Origin of the sequence: Marinobacter sp. ST-43 (assembly GCF_030541085.1) — a bacterium.
Taxonomy (GTDB): domain Bacteria; phylum Pseudomonadota; class Gammaproteobacteria; order Pseudomonadales; family Oleiphilaceae; genus Marinobacter; species Marinobacter nauticus.
This window is the reverse complement of record NZ_JASSVO010000004.1, coordinates 200,690-218,849: the sequence shown is the minus strand read 5'-3', so window position 1 is coordinate 218,849 and position 18,160 is coordinate 200,690. Positions and strand designations below refer to the sequence as shown.

Here is an 18,160-nt window from a genome sequence, read left to right as displayed (position 1 = left end):
CCGAGAGCGTTTGGCTCTCATCACTTAAAGGTCTGAAACGTTATGGAAAACCTTCATCACATAGTCGTGGTCGGCGGCGGAGCCGGCGGTCTGGAACTGGTCACCAGTCTGGGCAACAAGCTTGGCAAAAAAGGCAAAGCCCGTATTTCCCTGGTCGACGCCGGTCTTACCCATGTTTGGAAACCCCTGCTGCATGAAGTGGCCTCCGGCTCGCTGGACGCCAGCGCCAACGAAATCAATTACCGCGCCCACGCCCGCAAGCACCATTACGAGTTTCAGCTCGGCCGCATGAGCGGTCTGGACCGGACCAATAAAGCGATCGTGATTGCCCCGTTCCGGGATGAAGAAGGCCAAGAAGTAGTGCCGGAACGGCGCCTTCATTACGACACCCTGGTGATTGCTGTTGGCAGCACCGCGAACGACTTCGGCACCCCCGGCGCACAGGACCACTGCCTGTTCCTGGACAGTCTGAAGCAGGCTCGCCGCTTTCATAACCTGATGCTCAATGCCTTCCTGCGCAAAAACCACGAAGCCCTTCAGGGCCAGCCCCATGCCCTGAACATCAGCATCATTGGTGCCGGAGCCACGGGCGTGGAACTGGCCGCCGAACTGAGACTGGCATCCCGCGAATTGCCCATCTACGGCATGAACCACCTCAAATCTTCCGATGTTTCCATCAGCGTGATCGAGGCGGCCGACCGCATATTGCCTGCGCTGCCCGGGCGCCTTTCCGCCGCAGCCACCCGGGAACTGGAACGCCAGAAGGTCAAGGTATTGACCGGACAACCTGTAAGCGAGGTGCGCGAGAACAGTCTGATCATGAAGGACGGCACTGAACTGCCCTCGGAAATGACCATCTGGGCCGCTGGCATCAAAGCACCGCCGTTCCTGGCGGAACTGGACGGCCTGGAGACCAATCGCGGCAATCAGCTGCTGGTGGAACAGACCCTGAAAACCACCAAAGATGCGGATATCTTCGCGTTTGGTGACTGCGCCGCCTGCCCGCAGCCGGAATCCGACCGGCCGGTGCCACCACGTGCCCAGGCCGCACACCAGCAGGCCGATGCCCTGTTCAAAACCCTCTGCAACCGGCTGGAAGGCAAAGAAGCCGTTCCCTTCGTGTACAACGACCATGGCTCACTGATCAACTTCAGCAAATACACCACCGTCGGCAACCTGATGGGTAACCTGTCCGGACGCAGTATGTATATCGAAGGGAAAGTGGCCAGGCTGTTCTACGTGTCGCTGTACCGAATGCACCAGGTGGCCTTGCACGGTTTCCTGCGAACCGGCGTGATCTGGCTGATGGACAAGATCAGTCGGGCCATGCAGCCACGGTTGAAGCTGCACTGATTCAGCCCCAGTAAAACATCCCCGACTGTTTCCCGAGGATGGTTGCGGCAATGTGCCGGTCGCTGGCTTTGTTGGCGAGGCCATAGCACACGTGCAAGGGCAGGAGGTGCTCTTCCCGGGGGTGACAGAACCGGGCATGGGGCGCTTGCTCCCAATCTGCCAGGCGCTTCGCCCGCTCCGGCTCCGACAGGGAGCTGTCGCTGCAGGTCTGTTCCAGCCAGTCCTCAAAGGCCAGGTTACGGGCCTGGATTTCCGGTGTCTGTGCAGCAAAGAAGGCCCGCATGTTGTGGAACGAGAAGCCTGAGCCAAGCACCAGCAGGTGATCGTAATCCAGTGCCTGCAATGCCCGGCCAATCGCAAGGTGCGTACTGGCGTCCAGAGTGTTGACCAGTGAGAGCTGAATGCAGGGAATCTTTGCCTCCGGATACATCAGTTTAAGCGGCACGAACGCGCCGTGATCCAGGCCCCGCTGGTCATCCAGGCGGGCCTGGATACCAGCCTGATCCAACGCCTGGGCGACCTGCTGCGCCAGCACTGGCTCACCCGGGCAGGGGTATTCGATCTTGTAGGCTTCCGAAGGAAAACCGTAATAATCGTAAATCAGCGACGGCGTAGTACCTGAGGTAATGGTCGGGATCGCCTCCTCCCAGTGGGCGCTGATCACCAGTATCGCAGAGGGTTTGCGCAGGTCAGCCGCTAGCTCTGTTAACCGGTCCACCATGTCCTGGTGCCCGGGATCTCCCAGCAGCGGCATGGGGCCGCCACCGTGGGAAACAAACAGTACATCGGTCGCTTTGCTCATGGCGTTCTCCCCGGTTCAGCTTTCTTTATGCAACAGATTATCGACAGCGAACCGGCCTGCGCCCTGAATCGCCAGAGCGACGGTGGCGGCAAACAGCGTGAGTGCATACTCGTAACCATTATTGGCCATAAACAAGCCATTACCGATATGCACCGCGAAAATGGCCACCAACATGGTAAAAGCCGCAACCACCGCCGCCGGACGTGTCAGTAGCCCGAGCACCAGTGCCAGACCGCCAAAGAATTCGGCACCACCTGCCAGCAAGGCCATCAGGTAGCCAGGCTCCAGGCCAATACTGGCCAGCCATTGTCCGGTACCTTCCAGCCCGTATCCGCCAAACCAGCCGAACAGTTTCTGGGCACCATGAGCGGCCAGGATCAGCCCCACCGGAACCCTCAGTACCAGTGCGGCAAAGCCACCATTGGATTGGAGTAATGCCTTTGTGAATTGAGCGTTCATATTCGTCACCTTAAGTCTTTCTCTGATTGGTTTATCCCGAAGCCCTGGCTTCAGGCTATGGGCTCACTTTACTATCACCAATCTCAAAGACTAAGATGACTCTTGTTGCTATATTATCGTCATTTTATTGATAATCATCAGCACAACTCAGATCAGGACACCGCCATGGATCGTATTGAAGCCATGCGCACCTTCGTGACAGTGGTCAACGAAGGCAGCTTCACCCGAGCCGCTGACCGCCTGGACACCTCGCCACAACTGGTCAGCAAATACGTGTCTCAGCTGGAGACGCACCTGGGCGTTCGGTTGCTGAACCGCACCACGCGCAGGCTCCACCTGACCGAAGCAGGCAGGCAATATTACCCGCGGGCCCAGCAGGTGCTCAGCGATATTGATGATCTGGAAAATCAGCTCGGCGACCTGCAAACCGAGGCCCAGGGCCTGCTGCGCATCAGTGCCCCGGTTTCTTTCGCCATTCGCCACATGCCGGCCCTGCTGACCGAGTTCCAGCGAATGCACCCCGCCGTGGGTATTGACCTGCAACTCAATGACCGGAAAGTCGACATAGTCGAGGAAGGCTTCGATATCGCGCTGCGCATCGGCCGCCTGCAAAGCTCTTCCCTGATCGCCAAGCGGGTGGCGCCGGTGCGGCTGGTGCTGTGTGCCTCTCCAGCTTATCTGGCACGATACGGCAGCCCCGGCAAACCGGAAGACCTCCGGGACCATCAGTACCTGCGCTACAGCTACATGGACCCGGATTCCAACCATCCCCCGCAGAAGTGGCTCCAGGACAACCGCAGTGACAACCTGCAGGGAATGGTCAGCAACAACGGCGACGTGCTTGTCGAGGCAGCCATTGCCGGGGCCGGGATTGCCCTGCAACCGACCTTTATCGCGGGCCCCGCCATTCAGGAAGGCAAGTTAATGATCGTCCTGCCGGAACATGAACCGGAGCCGCTGGGGCTATACGCCGTCTACGCTCACCGCCAGTTACTGGCAAGCAAGGTCCGCAGCTTCATCGACTTCATCGACGGCTATTTTGGTGATCCGCCCTATTGGGACAGGTTTGAGTAGCTGCAATGCACCGTCAATCAAAAGACGCGCGGATATACACCGAGCACAACGTCATTGGACATTTTCAAGTTGTTGGAAAGCGGATATTTAAGGAGATTCTGAGATATTTGCGGGGATCAACCTGGAGCGGGCGATGGGAATCGAACCCACGTCGTAGGCTTGGGAAGCCTCTGCTCTACCATTGAGCTACGCCCGCCTGCATAATGATTGCCACAGCAATATAAGCCCGGGCCCTGCGTTCGGGCAAGCCCCTTTGGTCTGGAGTCTGATGGATCCCACACTTACCCTGATTGGCGCCTTGATGCTGGTGATCAGCATCGTTCTCAGCCCGCTTTCCAGCCGCGTTGGCATGCCCGTGCTGCTGATCTTCCTGGTCGTGGGCATGATGATGGGGGAGGACGGCCCGGGTGGTATCGAATTCGACAACTTCGAGCTGGCCTTCCTGATCGCCAATCTGGCGCTGGGTGTGATTCTGCTGGATGGCGGCATGCGTACCCGGGTGGAAACGTTCCGGGTAGGTCTGCGGCCGGCACTGGTACTGGCCACCCTTGGCGTTGGCCTGACCGCCGGTGGCGCCGCACTGGTTGCCTGGTGGGTGTTCGACCTGCACTGGCTGATGGCTTTGTTGGTCGGCGCCATTATTTCCTCCACCGATGCCGCCGCCGTCTTCTCACTACTCCAGGGCCGGGGCCTGCATCTGAACGAGCGGGTCAGCGCCACGCTGGAAATCGAATCCGGCAGTAACGACCCCATGGCCATTTTCCTGACTCTGCTGCTGGTTACCCTGATTGGCAGTTACGAAGAGGGGGCATTGGCCAAAGGCCTGATGATGCTGGTACAGCAGTTCGGCATCGGCACGGTGGCCGGCCTCCTTGGTGGCTTTGCCGTGGTTCAGCTGGTCAACCGAATACGACTGACCCCGTCGCTTTACCCGCTGCTGGTAGCCGCTGCCGGCATCGCCGTGTTCTCCTCAACCAACGCCATCGGCGGCAGTGGCTTTCTGGCGATTTACCTCACCGGGGTGGTGATTGGTAACCGGCATGTTCGGATGATGCCGATGATTCTTCAGGTGCATGATGGCCTGGCCTGGCTGGCACAGCTTTGCCTGTTCCTGATGCTGGGCCTGCTGGTTAATCCATCGGATCTGGTGCCGCTGGCCGGTGGCGGTCTGATTCTGGCACTGGCGCTGATTTTCGTGATCCGGCCGGCCACCGTGCTACTCACGCTTTGGCCTTTCGCGTTCAATCGGCGGGAGTTGGGGTTTATCAGTTGGGTGGGCCTGCGTGGCGCAGTGCCGATCGTGCTCGCCCTGTTTCCGATTATTGCAGACCTTCCGGATGCCCAACTGGTGTTCCATGCCGCCTTCTTTATTGTGCTGGTATCGCTGCTGGTACAGGGCACCACCATGGCACCATTGGCGCGCAAACTGAAACTGGAGGTGCCTGCAGGGGAAGATCCGTACCGCAGGCTACCTCTGGATGTGCCTGCCGCAGGTGATCACGAACTGATGCTGTTTCCGCTGCGCGGCAAGAATTGGGAAAGCCCCCGGGCCCTCGGCCAGCTCAGGCTACCCGACAATACCGCCGTTGCCGGTATCTTCCGGGATCGCAAATGCCTGCAACCGACCCGGGAACTGGAAGTTGCCTCAGGCGATGTGGTGGCCATGTTTGCCACGCCAGCCTTGCTGCCGGATCTTGGCAAGGCCCTTAGCGGCAGGCAGGCGCCGAAGCATCTGGCAGAACGGGCATTCTTTGGGGATTTTGTGCTCAATGGCGATGCCCTGCTGGGGGATGTTGAACAGGTGTACGGCATCGAATTTGACGAGCTGCCGCCCGAACTCTCCCTGGCTGAGTGTTTTGCCAGGCGTACCAAGGGCCACCCGGTGGTTGGTGACAAGGTTGTGCTGGGGCCCGTTACCCTGGTCGCCAGGGCCACCGACGCTGACCGGGTGACCAAAGTAGGCATGAAAATGGATTCCTGAATGGGATCCCGGTCAAGAAAAGCCAAACTCTGTAACAGAACCCCTTATCACCCCGTTACCAGGCTATGGTATAAACAGCATGAACAAAGTTTAACCATTTACCGATTTGTGCGAGTTTCATGATTGTTCGAGTTCTACTGACCATCGCCCTGATTGCCTCCCCTCTGATGGCGTCAACCTCTGAGCTTCTGGCCCGGGCCGACACCCGCATGATGCCGAGCCCACCGGAACCGGCGTTAATGGAAGGCCTGCTGGAGATTACCCAGGTACTGGTCAACAAAGGAGAACGTCGCCTTTACCTGCTCAGCGGTGATGAAACCGTACGCCAGTACCGGATCTCCCTCGGCGACAATCCCGTCGGCCACAAGCTGTACGAGGGGGATGAACGCACACCCGAGGGTGACTATGTACTGGACTGGCGCAATGCCAGCAGCGACTTCTATAAATCCATCCACATTTCCTACCCCAGCCCCCGCGACCGGGAACTGGCTGAAGCCTGGGGTCTTGATCCCGGCGGCAGCATCATGATCCATGGCCTGCCCAACAATGCCGGCGACATGGCCTTTGCCTACACCGGGCTGGACTGGACCAATGGCTGCATTGCAGTGAGCAACGAAGCCATGGATGAAATCTGGCAACTGGTCCAGAATGGAACCCCCATCCGCATCGTTCCGTGATTCGTTCTGCTTGGTGACAACGCCATGAAAGCCGGATTAAGTTGTTGTCATAAGCTAAGAAAATTTACGTATCCTTAGTTAACATTTTGTCTCTGAGTGTTTTACACTGTTTAACGACTCCGGTAGTCACTGCCTATCGGGCCTAGCAGAAGGGAGCTGTCTGACCGGCTTCCGGATCACAGGAAATAAAACGACCAATAAGGGGATTTACAATGCGTAAACTGACGATCGCCGGGTTTGCACTGGCTACTGCTCTGACTGCAGGTTGTGCCACTACTGAACAAGCTGCTATCGACGAAGCAAATGCAACTGCCAGCTCCGCTGAGCAGACTGCCAACAACGCCCTGAACACAGCTAACAGCGCCGCCAGCAGTGCACGCACTGCCCAGCAGACTGCTGAAGAAGCTCTGGCTGCAGCCCGTGCTGCCCAGAAAGCTGCTGACGAAGCAAACGAGCGCGCCAAGCGTATGCTCGAGCGTGCCAGCCAGAAGTAAGGCTGTCAGCTAGCAAAAAAGGCCGGTTAATCCGGCCTTTTTTGTGGCTGTCTGCCCCCCCGGCTTTACTGGTCTGGTTTGTCCGGCCCTTTGTTAGCCGACTGGTTGTCCAGGAAGTTCTTGATCATATCCATCGGCAGTGGGAAAACAATGGTCGATGAGTTGGTGTTGCTCATATCCGCCAAGGTCTGCAGATAACGCAACTGCATAGCCCCCGAGTTCGCCGACATGACTTCTGCTGCCTCCACCAGTTTCTTCGACGCCTGAAGCTCGCCTTCAGCGTGGATAACCTTGGCCCGGCGCTCCCGCTCGGCTTCCGCCTGACGGGCGATGGCGCGGATCATGGATTCGTTCAGATCCACATGCTTGATTTCCACATTCGCCACCTTGATACCCCATTCTTCGGTCTGGGCATCAATGATCTCCTGAATGTCGGCGTTCAGCTTGTCCCGTTCGGATAACATCTCGTCCAGGTCGTGCTTGCCCAGTACAGATCGCAGTGTCGTCTGGGCCAACTGGCTGGTAGCGGCACCATAATCTTCAACCCGGATAATGGCTTTTTCCGGATCCACCACCCGGAAGTACAGCACCGCATTTACCCGCACGGTAACGTTGTCTTTGGAGATCACGTCCTGGCTGGGGACATCCAGGGTGATCACCCGAAGGTCAACTCGCACAATCTGCTGGATACCGGGAATGACGATGATCAGTCCCGGGCCTTTCACGCCCTGGAACCGACCCAGAAAAAAGACCACGCCACGCTCGTATTCCGGCAGGATCTTGATTGCTGACCCCAGGATCAGCAGCAGCACCACCGTCGGTGCAATATAGGGAATAATGTCACCGAGATTCATACGGCCTCCTTGATTTGCCGTTGATGTTTAATCTGTGCGCTCTGCCGGTTCGTCGTTGCCGGGCTCCACCAGCAGAGTCAGGCCGTCCATACCATTTACCCGCACTTGCGATCGGGCGGCAATGGCCACCTGACTCCGGGCGTTCCAGCGTTCGCCGCTGACCCGTACATGGCCCGCGTAGGCATCATACGTGGGGACAAAATCATCCAGTGCCATACCGTGCTCGTGGACCAGCTGCTCACTACCCGAGACCGGGTGGCGCCGCCGAAGACCGATGAACCGGGTAACGGTCCAGAGAATAAAGCCCCCAGCCACCACCGCCGTGCCACCAATCGTGGGCAGCGAAATGTCCTGATGGCTGCCGTCCATCAGGATGACGGAGCCAGTGACAAACGCCACGATGCCACCGATGCCGAGGATGCCGAAACTGGGCACAAACGCCTCGCCGACAATGAAGGCCAGCCCCAACAGGATCAGCGCCAGGCCGGCGTAATTCACCGACAAGACCTGGAAGGCGAACAGGGCCAGAATCAGGCTGATGGCGCCAATGACACCCGGCACCACCGCGCCGGGATTGGCCAGTTCGAAAAGAATGCCGTAAAAACCGATGATCATCAGGAAATAGGCCACATTCGGGTCAGTAATCACCGACAGCAGTTTGGTGCGCCAGTCCGGCTCGGCCCGCACCAATTCCAGTTGCGCGGTTTCCAGTACCCGATCACCGGCGGCCATGCGCACAGTGCGACCATCAATTTCGCTTAACAACGCCCGGAGGTTCGGCACCACCACGTCCACCACGTTACGCTCAAGGGCTTCGGTAGCCCCGAGATTGACCGCCTCCCGAACCGCCTCTTCCGCCCAGTCGGCATTACGACCGTGGCGCTCTGCCAGGCCGCGGATGTAGCTCACGGCATCTTCCAGTACCTTGCGCTCCATAGCAGTGTCGCCACGACGTTTGTCGGCCGATTCGCTCTGGTCGGTGTCCTCCGAAGATTCTTCAGGGGCAGATTCAGAAGGGGACTCAGGTTCTGTGGAGCCGGGCAGGCCACCCATTTGCACGGGTGTGGCTGAGCCAAGGTTGGTGGCCGGAGCCATGGCGGCAATGTGGCTGCCGTAGAGGATATAGGTACCGGCACTGGCCGCCCGGGCACCCTGGGGTGAAACGTAGGTCGCCACCGGCACATCGGAAGCGAGAATGGTCTTGATGATTTCCCGCATGGAATCCATCAAACCGCCCGGGGTGTCCATTTCAATCACCACCAGGCCGGCGCTTTCCCGCTCCGCCCGGCGAATACCGCGGGTCACATAATCCATGGTGGCCGGGCCAATCGCACCTTCAACCGAAAGCACCAGGGCCTGACGGGGCGATTCCTGTTGCGCAAAGACTTTCAGGGAAAGACTGAACAGGGCCAGCAAGGCTCCGGCTACAAACACCAGCGCCCAGAGCTTTACTCTGGGGGTGAGTGTCGATGTCCTGAAGTGGCTTGCACGCATCTCAACCTCCCACGGGAGTGATCAGAACAGCTTTGCCAGAACCGACTCCGGTAACCGCCTTAGCACAAAACCGATCGGGGCCCAGGGCCAGGCGGGCACAAAATGCTCGGCTTTTCCGGCTTCTATGGCTTTCACCATAGCACGACAGCCGGTTTGTGCGTCGACGATGAACGGTGTGTTTTTCACCTTCTCATTGATTTCAGTGCGAATATAGCCCGGATACAGGGTAGTCACACGGATCGGGGACCGGCGTTTTTTCAACTCGATGCGCAGTCCTTCACAGAGTGCTGCCAACCCGGCCTTGGTGGCGGCATAGGTGGTAACGTTGCCCGGCATACCGCGCACTGCCGTTACCGATGATACGGCCACCAGGTGGCCCCGGTTCTGTTCCCTGAAAATTTCCATCGCCGCTTCAATCTGGGCGAGGGCGGCGACAAAGTTGGTTTCTGCGGTCTGCCGGTTAGCATCAAAGCGCCCGGTTCCGAGTGGCTGGCCCTTACCGATACCGGCATTCACAATAATCCGGTCCAGTGCTCCAAAGTGCGCCTGAAAAGCCCGGAACACCTCCTGCACCTGAACATGATCATTCACGTCGAGTGCCATCACCTGAATCCGGATACCCGGATACTGCTGTTCAAGCTCCGCTTTCAGCACCTCGAGCCGCTCAGTTCTTCGGGCGCAGAGCGCCAGGTTATCTCCGCGGGCGGCAAACTCTCGGGCCATGCCCTCGCCAAGGCCAGAACTGGCGCCGGTGATCAGAATGCTCCTGCTCATTGCGGTGTTCCTTTACCAGGGGGACTAGAAATACAGGGTCTGTTCCGGATTGCCCTGTTTCTCGGATTCTGCCGGTTCAACCGAATCCTCGGATGCCATCCGGGTCAGCTTCTCGCCGATCATGGTGGGCAGACCATCGGCCTGATCCACCGCCAGCTCAATGGAACGGCGGCGAAGATCCACATCCGGATGCTGCTGGCGGAAGCTCTCTACTTTTTCAAATACCTGAGCCCACAAGCGCTCCCGGTCGCGGGCCGAATAGTCCTCATGGGGCCGATGCACTTCCAGCCACACCTCACCACCGGCCATACCGATCTTGACCGGCTCACGAATCACCTGAACCGGCGTGCCTTTCTCCACCTGATAGACAAACCGTGAAATATCTTCGTTGTACATGCGGAAACAGCCGTGACTGACCGGCATACCGACACCGAACTGTTTGTTGGTGCCGTGAATGAGATAGCCTTTCTCACTCAGCATGAGGGCATGGGTACCCAGGGGATTGCCCGGGCCTGGCGGGATCATTTTCGGCAGATAGTCTCCCGACGCCTCATATTCGGCACGAATGCTCGCTGGCGGGTACCAGGCCGGGGACTCCAGTGGCATGGTTACTTTGGCATTGGTCAGCGGCGACGGGTTTTCCTCAGTGCCCACACCAACCGGGTACACCTGCACCCCGCCATCCGGTGTGAAGTAATACAGCCGGTATTCAGCCAGATTAATCACGATGCCCTCGCGCTCAACATCGGGCAACACATACATGCGGGGCAGAGTGATCATGGTGCCTTCGCCCGGCAGCCAGGGATCAATACCGGGATTGGCCTTCACCAACTCCAGGTACCCCAGGGCCAACTTGTTACCAATGCCGGCAAAGGTGTCCTCATAGACGGTATTGAACACCTGCAGCTCTCCCGCCAGGTCACCGTCGGGCTGAAAGGTAGGAACCCGCGGGGAGCGGTCCGGCGCCCGTTCTGATGCCTCCGGCCCGTTTGTGTCCCGGGCGGCCTGCACTGAGGAAAACGGCCACAGCAGACTGACACCAATGACAACAAGCAACCAGCTTTTCCACCGCATAAGATTGGGTTCCCGTAACAACATTTCTCACACTCAATGACCGGCGTCCGGCTCAGGAGTTCATTACCGTGGCCCAGACCGTCACCACGGCCAGGGCCACAAACAGAATACTCGCACTGATTCGCGCCATGGCCAGTGGCAGGCGTTCCATCAGCCAGCGACCCGCCATGATAACCGGCACATTGGCCAACAGCATACCCACCGTTGTACCCATGATAACCCAGAACGTGTCGGTATACCGTGCGGCCAGGACCACCGTGGCAATCTGGGTTTTATCACCAATTTCCGCCAGGAAGAACATGATGGTCGTGGCCATGAAGGCACCCATACCCAGGAATTTCGAGTCCTCCGAATCATCCTTGTCTGGAATCAACAGCCACAGGGCAATGGCAACAAAGCTGACGGCCAGGATCCAGGGCAGCCAGGCTTCCGGAATCCATTGCGCAACCCAGGCGCCCAGCCAGGCAGACAGGGCATGGTTGAGTACGGTAGCAATCAGAATCCCGAGGATGATAGGGGTACGCTTGGCGTATCTGGCAACCAGAAAGAGAGACAACAGCTGGGTTTTATCGCCAATTTCAGCGATGGCAACGGCAAGCGTCGAAGCGAGAAAAGCATCCATTCAGCAGAACCTCAGGGCGGAGACAATTCAGACATGAGACAGCCCACCTTCCGCCCATTGGAGGTGATCTGCCTCAGGTCTTGCCAATTCCTGTTCAGGAACACGATGGCCATGCAGATTGAGCTGCAAGTATGTTGACCACCGTCTGCCCGGATCACCGGTGCAGAGGCTACTCCCCCGAAGGTGCAGCCATAGTAATGAATAGCGGCAAACAAGGCAACTCCCGGCCTCAGGCCCGCATTTTCCAGATCGGCACCGCCGCCAGCGCCACGCATACCGCAACCAGCCACCAGGCCGAGGCAAAGGCTGAAACGGTTGGCAGCCCGCCTTCGTGTTCGCCGAACTCGATGGTGAGGGCAACGATATTCACCCCGAGCGCACCACCCAGCTGACGGGCGAAATTGATCGTACTGGAACCTGCACCCAGCTGTTCCGGCGCGAGCGGGTTCAGAGCTCCCGTCGACAGCGCCGGCAACATAAAGCCTATACCGATTCGGCCCACAACTGCCCACAATGCCAGCCAGACAAACCCGACCAGCGCCCCGGTAGCGGCAAACAACACCGCCGAACAGGCAAACATGGCAATGCCAAACAACACCAGCCCACGGGCACTGCGTTTGTCGGCAAGCCGGCCGGCGACGGGGAACACCATGCCCAGTACGACGCCTGCGGGTAACATCAGCAAGCCCGCTTCTGTGGCCGAGAAGCCCAGCGAAGTCTGCACAAATAACGGGATCAGATAGGTAGAGCCGAACAGCGCCAGACCCAGTGCCATGGCGCCCAGGGTTGCGTACAGAAACACCGGCTCTCGCAGTAACGCCAATCGGACAAGCGGATGGGCGGCACGACGTTCACGTACGATAAATCCAATAATCAGAATCGCAGCCAACGCGCCCTGCCAGGCAATACGCACAGAGTCTCCGGGCCAGTCCTGCAGACGGTTAAGCGTTTCCAGGGTGACAGCAACCGCGGCCCCCAGCAGAACCATACCGGACAGATCGAACATGTAGGGAGCCGGACGGGACCGTGGTGACGGCAGAAAGCGCAAGGCCATCCACACACCCAGCAGGGTGACCGGAGCCGGGGCAAACATCACCCAGCGCCAGTGGAACTGATCCACCAGAAAACCACCGAGGACCGGGCCCAGAGCCGGCGCGAGAATCACACCCATGCCATAGATGCCCATGGCGCGGCCGCGCTGGTCCGCCGGAAAAATCCGGAACACCAGATACATGCCCATGGGCTGCATCAACCCGGCCATGGCCCCTTGCCCAATCCGGGCGGCAATCAACAATTCTGGCGTGGGCGCCAAGCCACCGGCGAGGGAAATCAGCGTGAACATGGCCATGGCGGCACTGAGGGTCTTGCGGACACCGAAGCGGTCCAGCAGCCACGCCGAAGCCAGCATGGTGGTGGTCATGGCGGCAATGAAACCGGTCGCCAGCCAGTGAACCTGGCCCTGGCGGATACCGAACTCCACCATGATATCGTGCAGGGCAACGTTGACCACCGTGGCACTGAGCACCGTGGCCATGGTGCCGAGCACCACGGTAAGCACCGCCAGCCAGCGCCAGCGGTCACCATATCGGGCCCGCAGGCCCTCTACGGATTGATCAGCCAAGACTCACTTCTGCTTCTCGGCGTTTTCCATGATCTTGTGGAAAACCTTGAGCGATGCCTCAATGTCTTTGTCGGAAATGCCGTCAAGCATCTCCTCTCGGAGCGTGGCCGCGCGCTCGGACAACTCATCCATGAACTCGACACCGACTTTGGTCAGGTGAAGGCGACGGGCGCGACGATCGTTGGGGCATGGGCGGCGCTCAATCAGCCCCTGTTGCTCAAGACTGTCCAGCAAACGTACCAGGGTCGGGTTTTCAATGGCCATCAGGCTGGCCAGTTCGCGCTGGGTCAGGCCTTCACCACCTTGCTGCAGATACACCATGGTGCTCCAACGCGCCTGGGTAACACCCAGATCTTTCAGGCGTTCATCGAGCATTTTGCGCCAGCGGCGGGTTACCCGGGCAACGGCAAACGGAAACTGATCTCTCATGGTTCATTACTCCTGATGGTGATCCGGCATGGGACAAGCAAACGCCACCCCGAAAACCGACAAAAGACTTACCTTATTGGAAATTCACCAATAGTAAGCTAACCATTGAAATAAAAACAGATGTGAAGACAAAAATATAATTGGGGAAAACCGAAAGCTGCGTCAACCGGCCTGACGCAGCTCCTCCTGCATTTCTTCCACTTCCGGTGATTCGTGAAACTCGGTGTTCCGGGGATCCATCTCGGTCAGCACCGGTGAGGTTTCCGGCATGGCCGGAACGAAATGCTCCTGCTCGTCCACCGGAACATCTTCGGTGTGGCTGATGCGGTAGCTGGTAATCACCGCCAATACCAGCAGGAAACCGGCATTGCCATAGAACAGACCGGCCGGACCCAACAGGCTGATCAGCTTGGCCATGGCAATAGGGCCGATGACACTGCCAATACCATAGCTCAGCAGCAAGGTCGCACTGGCGGAGACTATCCGGTTGCTGTCCATACGGTCGTTGGTGATCGCCACTGCGATTGGATAGATGGTGGCCGAAAGGCCGGTAAACAACCCCACCAACAAGGTCAACAACGCCAGGTTGCTCGCACCGAACACCGCGACACCGCCCGCGGAAGCCGAGGCGGCCATCGCCACCCAGAACATGACCCTGCGCCGGTCAAAGCGGTCGCACAGCCGTCCCAGCGGCCAGGCCAGAAGCATGGCCGCCACAATCGCGCTGGCCATAAAGGTAGAGGTGCGCGCCACATCCAGGCCAACCAGCGTGGCGTAAACCGGCCCAAGGGCATAGAAGCCACCGATCATCACCCCACAGATCAGCGCCCCGGCAACGCCCGAAAACGACTCCCGCGCCAGCTTGAACACCGACATGCGACTGGCCTGTTCAATAACCGGCGCCTCCATCCGGGTCAAAGACAACGGAATCAATGCCAGCGTCAACAACATGGCCGCCAGCGAGAACGGCAGGAAGTTGGCCGGGTCACCGACATTGACGATCAACTGGCCGCCGGCGGCCGAAAGATAGAAGACAATCTGATAGACCGCGAAGAGTGCGCCGCGATTAGCGTTGGTGGCCCGACTGGAAAACCAGCTCTCAATGACCACCAGCACCCCGGCAATACTGAACCCGGACAGCACCCGCAGCACGGCCCAGAACACCATGGAAATAGCCATCGGATACATCAGTGCGGTGACCGCCGCCATGGCTGCGAACACCGCAAAGGCACGGATGTGACCCACCCGGCCAATAATCTTGTGCACATACAAGGTGCCAAGCACAAAACCGATGGAGTAACACACCAGCACCCAGCCGATCACATCTGGCGAAATCTCTTCAATACTCAGGCGAATGCCCAACAGAGTCATCAGAAAGGCGTTGCCACTGACCAGAAGGACAATACTGAGTATCAGCGCTGATAAAGACGCAACCATTCGGGTCATCGGAATTCTGCCTGTCGCGATTACAGTGGGTAACAAAAAGAAAAGATAACAACATTATAGATTGTCTGCTGGCGAGCATTTAACCAACCTCTTTATAGCCGCGCCACTAGGGAGTTGCCGAGACCCCGAGCCCGCACTGGCAGGCCGTTTGACAATGTTTTACATTAATGGGTCGTAACAGACCCGATTGGCGGGAGCAGGTAACATATTTGCCATGCAATCTACTGGACCGTGAGCGCCTGGCTATGAAGAAAACGGACTGGCCCATTCGTTGGGATTTACTGCTTCGCTATCGCCTGATCGAGATTATCGCCCTGTGGGAGGGTCGACTGACCACCAACCATATCTGTCACAGCTTTGGTATCGGTCGACAGCAGGCTTCCAAGGACATCAATACTTATCTTCGTGAACTGGCTCCCGGCAATCTGGTCTACGACCGGCACCTGAAAGGCTATGTCCCCTCTGCCAATTTCAAGCCGGTGGTCACCCGGGGCGCCGTATCCGAGTATCAGGATCTTCTGGCCCGCCAGCAGAATCTGAGTGATACCTTCTCCGATCTTGAACTGGGCCTGCCCGGCAACGCCGTCATCCCGGAGGCGGCCCGGCATATAGACCCGGAAGTTATGCGGGCCGTGGTGACCGCCACCCGTTATCATCGCCAGCTGAAGGCGAGCTACGTATCACTGAGCCGCCCGGAAGCCGCCGAGAGTGTGCTGGAACCCCACGCTCTGGTCAGTGCCGGCAACAGCTGGCACATTCGGGCCTGGTGCAGCGCCAACCGGGAATTCCGGGATTTCGCCCTGAGCCGCTTCCACGGCCGTATTGAGGCCCTGCGCCAGAAAGCCCGGCACAACGCCCAGCAGGATGACGACTGGCAGCGGCAGGTGACACTGGAGATCACCCCGGACCAGCGTCTGACCGAAGCCCAGCAAAAGATCATCGCCCGCGACTACGGCATGACCAATGGCCTGCTGCACATCGAAACCCGAGCCGCCCTGGCGCCCTATGTGCTGTCCCGACTGGGCATCACCTACGAAAACAGCCATCCAGACCCATTGGTTCAGCAGCTCGAACTGGCCAACCCGGACCAGCTCGGTTTTGGCAGCAAACGCGAGCGGGCACTCAAGGCGGTGGCCGGTCTCTGCTAGACTGGCCCCGTGACCAGACCGCTCCAGACCTTTACTGCCCTTCTTTGCCTCGGGCTTGTGTTATCGGCGACGCCACTCCAGGCGCAAGCCGATAACCGCTGTGGAGCTTCCGCCACGCCCATCCATCAGGTACAGGGCACCGGCAACCAATCCCCACTGATCGGCCAAACCGTGACCGTAGAAGGCATCCTTGTACTGGATGCCCGAAAACCTGGCGGCTTTTCCGGCTTCTATCTGCAGCAGGCCGATCACCAGACCGATGACAATCCAGCCACCTCCGAAGCACTGTTTGTCTATACCCGCAAAGCCGGTGGCAGCGTGGGTCAGCGGGTGCGGGTTACCGGCACTGTCAAGGAGTTTCACGGCCTGACCGAACTGGCACCGGTGCACAACCTTTCAGTATGCGGCCAGGCATCCCTGCCAGCGCTGATCAACGTATCGCTACCCTGGTCGCAACCACCCGAAAGCCTGGAAAACATGCGGGTGCGTTTCGATGAGCCCCTGACGGTCATCGATAACTACAACCTGGCCAGGTACGGCGAGCTGGCATTGGCGGCCAGCGATCAGGTGATTGCCACAGAACAGTTAGCGCCAGGTCCGGCTGCCCGCACACTGGAACAGCAAAACCTGGCGCAACGGATAACCCTGGACGATGGCCTGGGCAAGCAAAACCCGACGCCGGTGCCCTGGCTATCAGAACGCGATACCGTTCGGGCCGGCGATATCGTGTCAGAACTGGAGGGCGTACTGGATTACCGCTTTGGCCAGTGGCGGGTTCAACCGGGCGCTGTACCACGTTTCCAGGCCCGTAACCCCAGACCACAAGCGCCGACCAAATCAACGGACAGTATCCGGATCATGACCCTGAACCTGCAGAACTACTTCAATGGCGACGGGCAGGGCAAGGGCTTTCCCACGCCACGGGGCGCATCATCGCTCGAGCAGTTTCAGACCCAGAACCGTAAACTCGCCCGAACCATCCAGGACGCGCACCCCGACATCCTTGCCGTGACCGAACTGGAAAATGACGGCTACGGCCCAGACAGTGCGGCGGCTGGCCTGGCCCGGACGCTCGGCGCTGATTGGGCAGTCGTACAGACGCCGGGCAGGGACGGCAACGATGCCATCCGCACTGCCTTGCTGTATCGGGAATCCCGGGTCCGCCCCACTAGCCCGGCTTACAGGCCCGGACCAGGCGAACTTCCAGGCGCGTCCCGCCCGCCACTCGCCCAGGCATTCCGTGCCCGGGGAAGCGAGCTGACGTTCTGGGTGGTGGTACCACATCTGAAATCAAAATCCTGCCGGCATGCAGCGGCCCGAGAACAGGATCAGGGCGACGGGCAGGGCTGCTACAACCGGCAGCGGACCCTCAGCGCCAACGCTATCGTGATCTGGCTCCAGGCACTGGCCGGAGATCCCGAAACCACACCCGTACTGATCACTGGCGATCTCAATAGCTATGCCCGCGAGGCGCCGGTCGAACAGTTCCAGGAAGCCGGTTTCACCAGCCTGGTACACCAGTATCACCCTTGCTTGCCAATGCAGTGCGAGCACTATACCTACCGGTACCAGGGCCAGAAAGGTACCCTTGATTACGCGCTTGCCAGCCCGGCACTGATGCCTTGGGTTGAGCGGGCGCAAACCTGGAACATCAACGCCGATGAGCCCCGGGCGCTGAGCTACCATCAGACCCCGGATCAGTCGGACCCGTGGCGATCGTCTGACCACAATCCCGTGCTGACCGATCTGAACCTCAGCCCCACCCGCTGACTTGCTGCACCGCCTCCGGAGTCCGGCAGCCGGGCAATAGCGCACGGCTCGTGCCGCGTTAAACTGACAAGGCATTCACAGTAATGAG

The 18,160-nt window shown here is 59.0% G+C and carries 17 protein-coding genes and 1 tRNA gene; 7 read left to right on the top strand and 11 right to left on the bottom strand.

Translation table 11 applies throughout. The features are described 5' to 3' along the window. The first annotated feature begins 42 nt into the window (after nt 1-42). Nucleotides 43-1,353 carry an NAD(P)/FAD-dependent oxidoreductase gene (locus QPL98_RS08570; RefSeq protein WP_014420117.1) on the top strand — a complete coding sequence of 437 codons (1,311 nt, stop codon included), beginning with the start codon at nt 43-45 and terminating at the stop codon, nt 1,351-1,353. 1 nt (nt 1,354) lies between these two features. Here the strand turns inward: QPL98_RS08570 and QPL98_RS08565 are convergent, their stop codons facing one another. Both QPL98_RS08565 and QPL98_RS08560 read right to left on the bottom strand, forming a co-directional pair. Continuing rightward, complete coding sequence (locus tag QPL98_RS08565; protein ID WP_153739740.1) at nt 1,355-2,155, bottom strand: class III extradiol ring-cleavage dioxygenase; 801 nt, start codon at nt 2,153-2,155, stop codon at nt 1,355-1,357. 15 nt (nt 2,156-2,170) lie between these two features. Then, nucleotides 2,171-2,614: a DoxX family protein gene (locus QPL98_RS08560; RefSeq protein ID WP_153739739.1), complete on the bottom strand. Its 444-nt coding sequence runs from the start codon at nt 2,612-2,614 to the stop codon at nt 2,171-2,173. 165 nt (nt 2,615-2,779) lie between these two features. On the opposite strand from QPL98_RS08560, the gene QPL98_RS08555 reads away from it, so the two are divergent. Then, nucleotides 2,780-3,688: a LysR family transcriptional regulator gene (locus tag QPL98_RS08555; protein ID WP_114434384.1), complete on the top strand. Its 909-nt coding sequence runs from the start codon at nt 2,780-2,782 to the stop codon at nt 3,686-3,688. Between the two features lie 122 nt (nt 3,689-3,810). Here QPL98_RS08555 and QPL98_RS08550 read toward each other — a convergent pair. Continuing rightward, nucleotides 3,811-3,884: transfer RNA gene (locus QPL98_RS08550), tRNA-Gly, on the bottom strand. A gap of 72 nt (nt 3,885-3,956) precedes the next feature. On the opposite strand from QPL98_RS08550, the gene QPL98_RS08545 reads away from it, so the two are divergent. From QPL98_RS08545 to QPL98_RS08535, 3 genes are all read left to right on the top strand, one after another. Next, nucleotides 3,957-5,669, top strand: a complete 1,713-nt coding sequence (locus QPL98_RS08545; RefSeq protein ID WP_153739737.1) for a potassium/proton antiporter — start codon at nt 3,957-3,959, stop codon at nt 5,667-5,669. 119 nt (nt 5,670-5,788) lie between these two features. Continuing rightward, nucleotides 5,789-6,346 (top strand): murein L,D-transpeptidase family protein, encoded by a 558-nt coding sequence (locus QPL98_RS08540; protein ID WP_153739736.1) that lies wholly within the window; start codon nt 5,789-5,791, stop codon nt 6,344-6,346. 212 nt (nt 6,347-6,558) lie between these two features. Beyond that, complete coding sequence (locus tag QPL98_RS08535) at nt 6,559-6,840, top strand: Lpp/OprI family alanine-zipper lipoprotein (protein ID WP_011783700.1); 282 nt, start codon at nt 6,559-6,561, stop codon at nt 6,838-6,840. Nucleotides 6,841-6,905: 65 nt separating this feature from the next. Here QPL98_RS08535 and QPL98_RS08530 read toward each other — a convergent pair whose 3' ends face one another. From QPL98_RS08530 to QPL98_RS08495, 8 genes are all read right to left on the bottom strand, one after another. Continuing rightward, complete coding sequence (locus QPL98_RS08530) at nt 6,906-7,694, bottom strand: slipin family protein (protein ID WP_153739735.1); 789 nt, start codon at nt 7,692-7,694, stop codon at nt 6,906-6,908. Nucleotides 7,695-7,721: 27 nt separating this feature from the next. Continuing rightward, a complete protein-coding gene (locus QPL98_RS08525; protein WP_153739734.1) occupies nt 7,722-9,188 on the bottom strand; it encodes a nodulation protein NfeD in 1,467 nt (488 codons plus the stop codon). Between the two features lie 21 nt (nt 9,189-9,209). Then, the gene (locus QPL98_RS08520; RefSeq protein ID WP_041654424.1) at nt 9,210-9,962 is read right to left on the bottom strand and encodes an SDR family oxidoreductase; all 753 of its coding nucleotides are present in this window, start codon (nt 9,960-9,962) and stop codon (nt 9,210-9,212) included. 24 nt (nt 9,963-9,986) lie between these two features. Next, nucleotides 9,987-11,036, bottom strand: a complete 1,050-nt coding sequence (locus QPL98_RS08515; protein ID WP_153739733.1) for a L,D-transpeptidase family protein — start codon at nt 11,034-11,036, stop codon at nt 9,987-9,989. A 52-nt stretch (nt 11,037-11,088) separates the two neighbouring features. Continuing rightward, on the bottom strand, nt 11,089-11,658 hold the full coding sequence (locus tag QPL98_RS08510) for a TMEM165/GDT1 family protein (protein ID WP_011783695.1): 570 nt from the start codon (nt 11,656-11,658) through the stop codon (nt 11,089-11,091). Between the two features lie 229 nt (nt 11,659-11,887). Beyond that, nucleotides 11,888-13,279: a DHA2 family efflux MFS transporter permease subunit gene (locus tag QPL98_RS08505; RefSeq protein ID WP_023008080.1), complete on the bottom strand. Its 1,392-nt coding sequence runs from the start codon at nt 13,277-13,279 to the stop codon at nt 11,888-11,890. A gap of 3 nt (nt 13,280-13,282) precedes the next feature. Next, a complete protein-coding gene (locus QPL98_RS08500) occupies nt 13,283-13,708 on the bottom strand; it encodes a MarR family transcriptional regulator (protein ID WP_303293083.1) in 426 nt (141 codons plus the stop codon). Between the two features lie 162 nt (nt 13,709-13,870). Next, nucleotides 13,871-15,154 carry an MFS transporter gene (locus QPL98_RS08495; RefSeq protein WP_023008081.1) on the bottom strand — a complete coding sequence of 428 codons (1,284 nt, stop codon included), beginning with the start codon at nt 15,152-15,154 and terminating at the stop codon, nt 13,871-13,873. A gap of 245 nt (nt 15,155-15,399) precedes the next feature. On the opposite strand from QPL98_RS08495, the gene QPL98_RS08490 reads away from it, so the two are divergent. Together QPL98_RS08490 and QPL98_RS08485 are read left to right on the top strand one after the other, a co-directional pair. Beyond that, a complete protein-coding gene (locus QPL98_RS08490; protein ID WP_153739873.1) occupies nt 15,400-16,302 on the top strand; it encodes a YafY family protein in 903 nt (300 codons plus the stop codon). A 9-nt stretch (nt 16,303-16,311) separates the two neighbouring features. Further along, the gene (locus QPL98_RS08485; protein ID WP_303293082.1) at nt 16,312-18,072 is read left to right on the top strand and encodes an ExeM/NucH family extracellular endonuclease; all 1,761 of its coding nucleotides are present in this window, start codon (nt 16,312-16,314) and stop codon (nt 18,070-18,072) included. Nucleotides 18,073-18,160 lie beyond the last annotated feature (88 nt).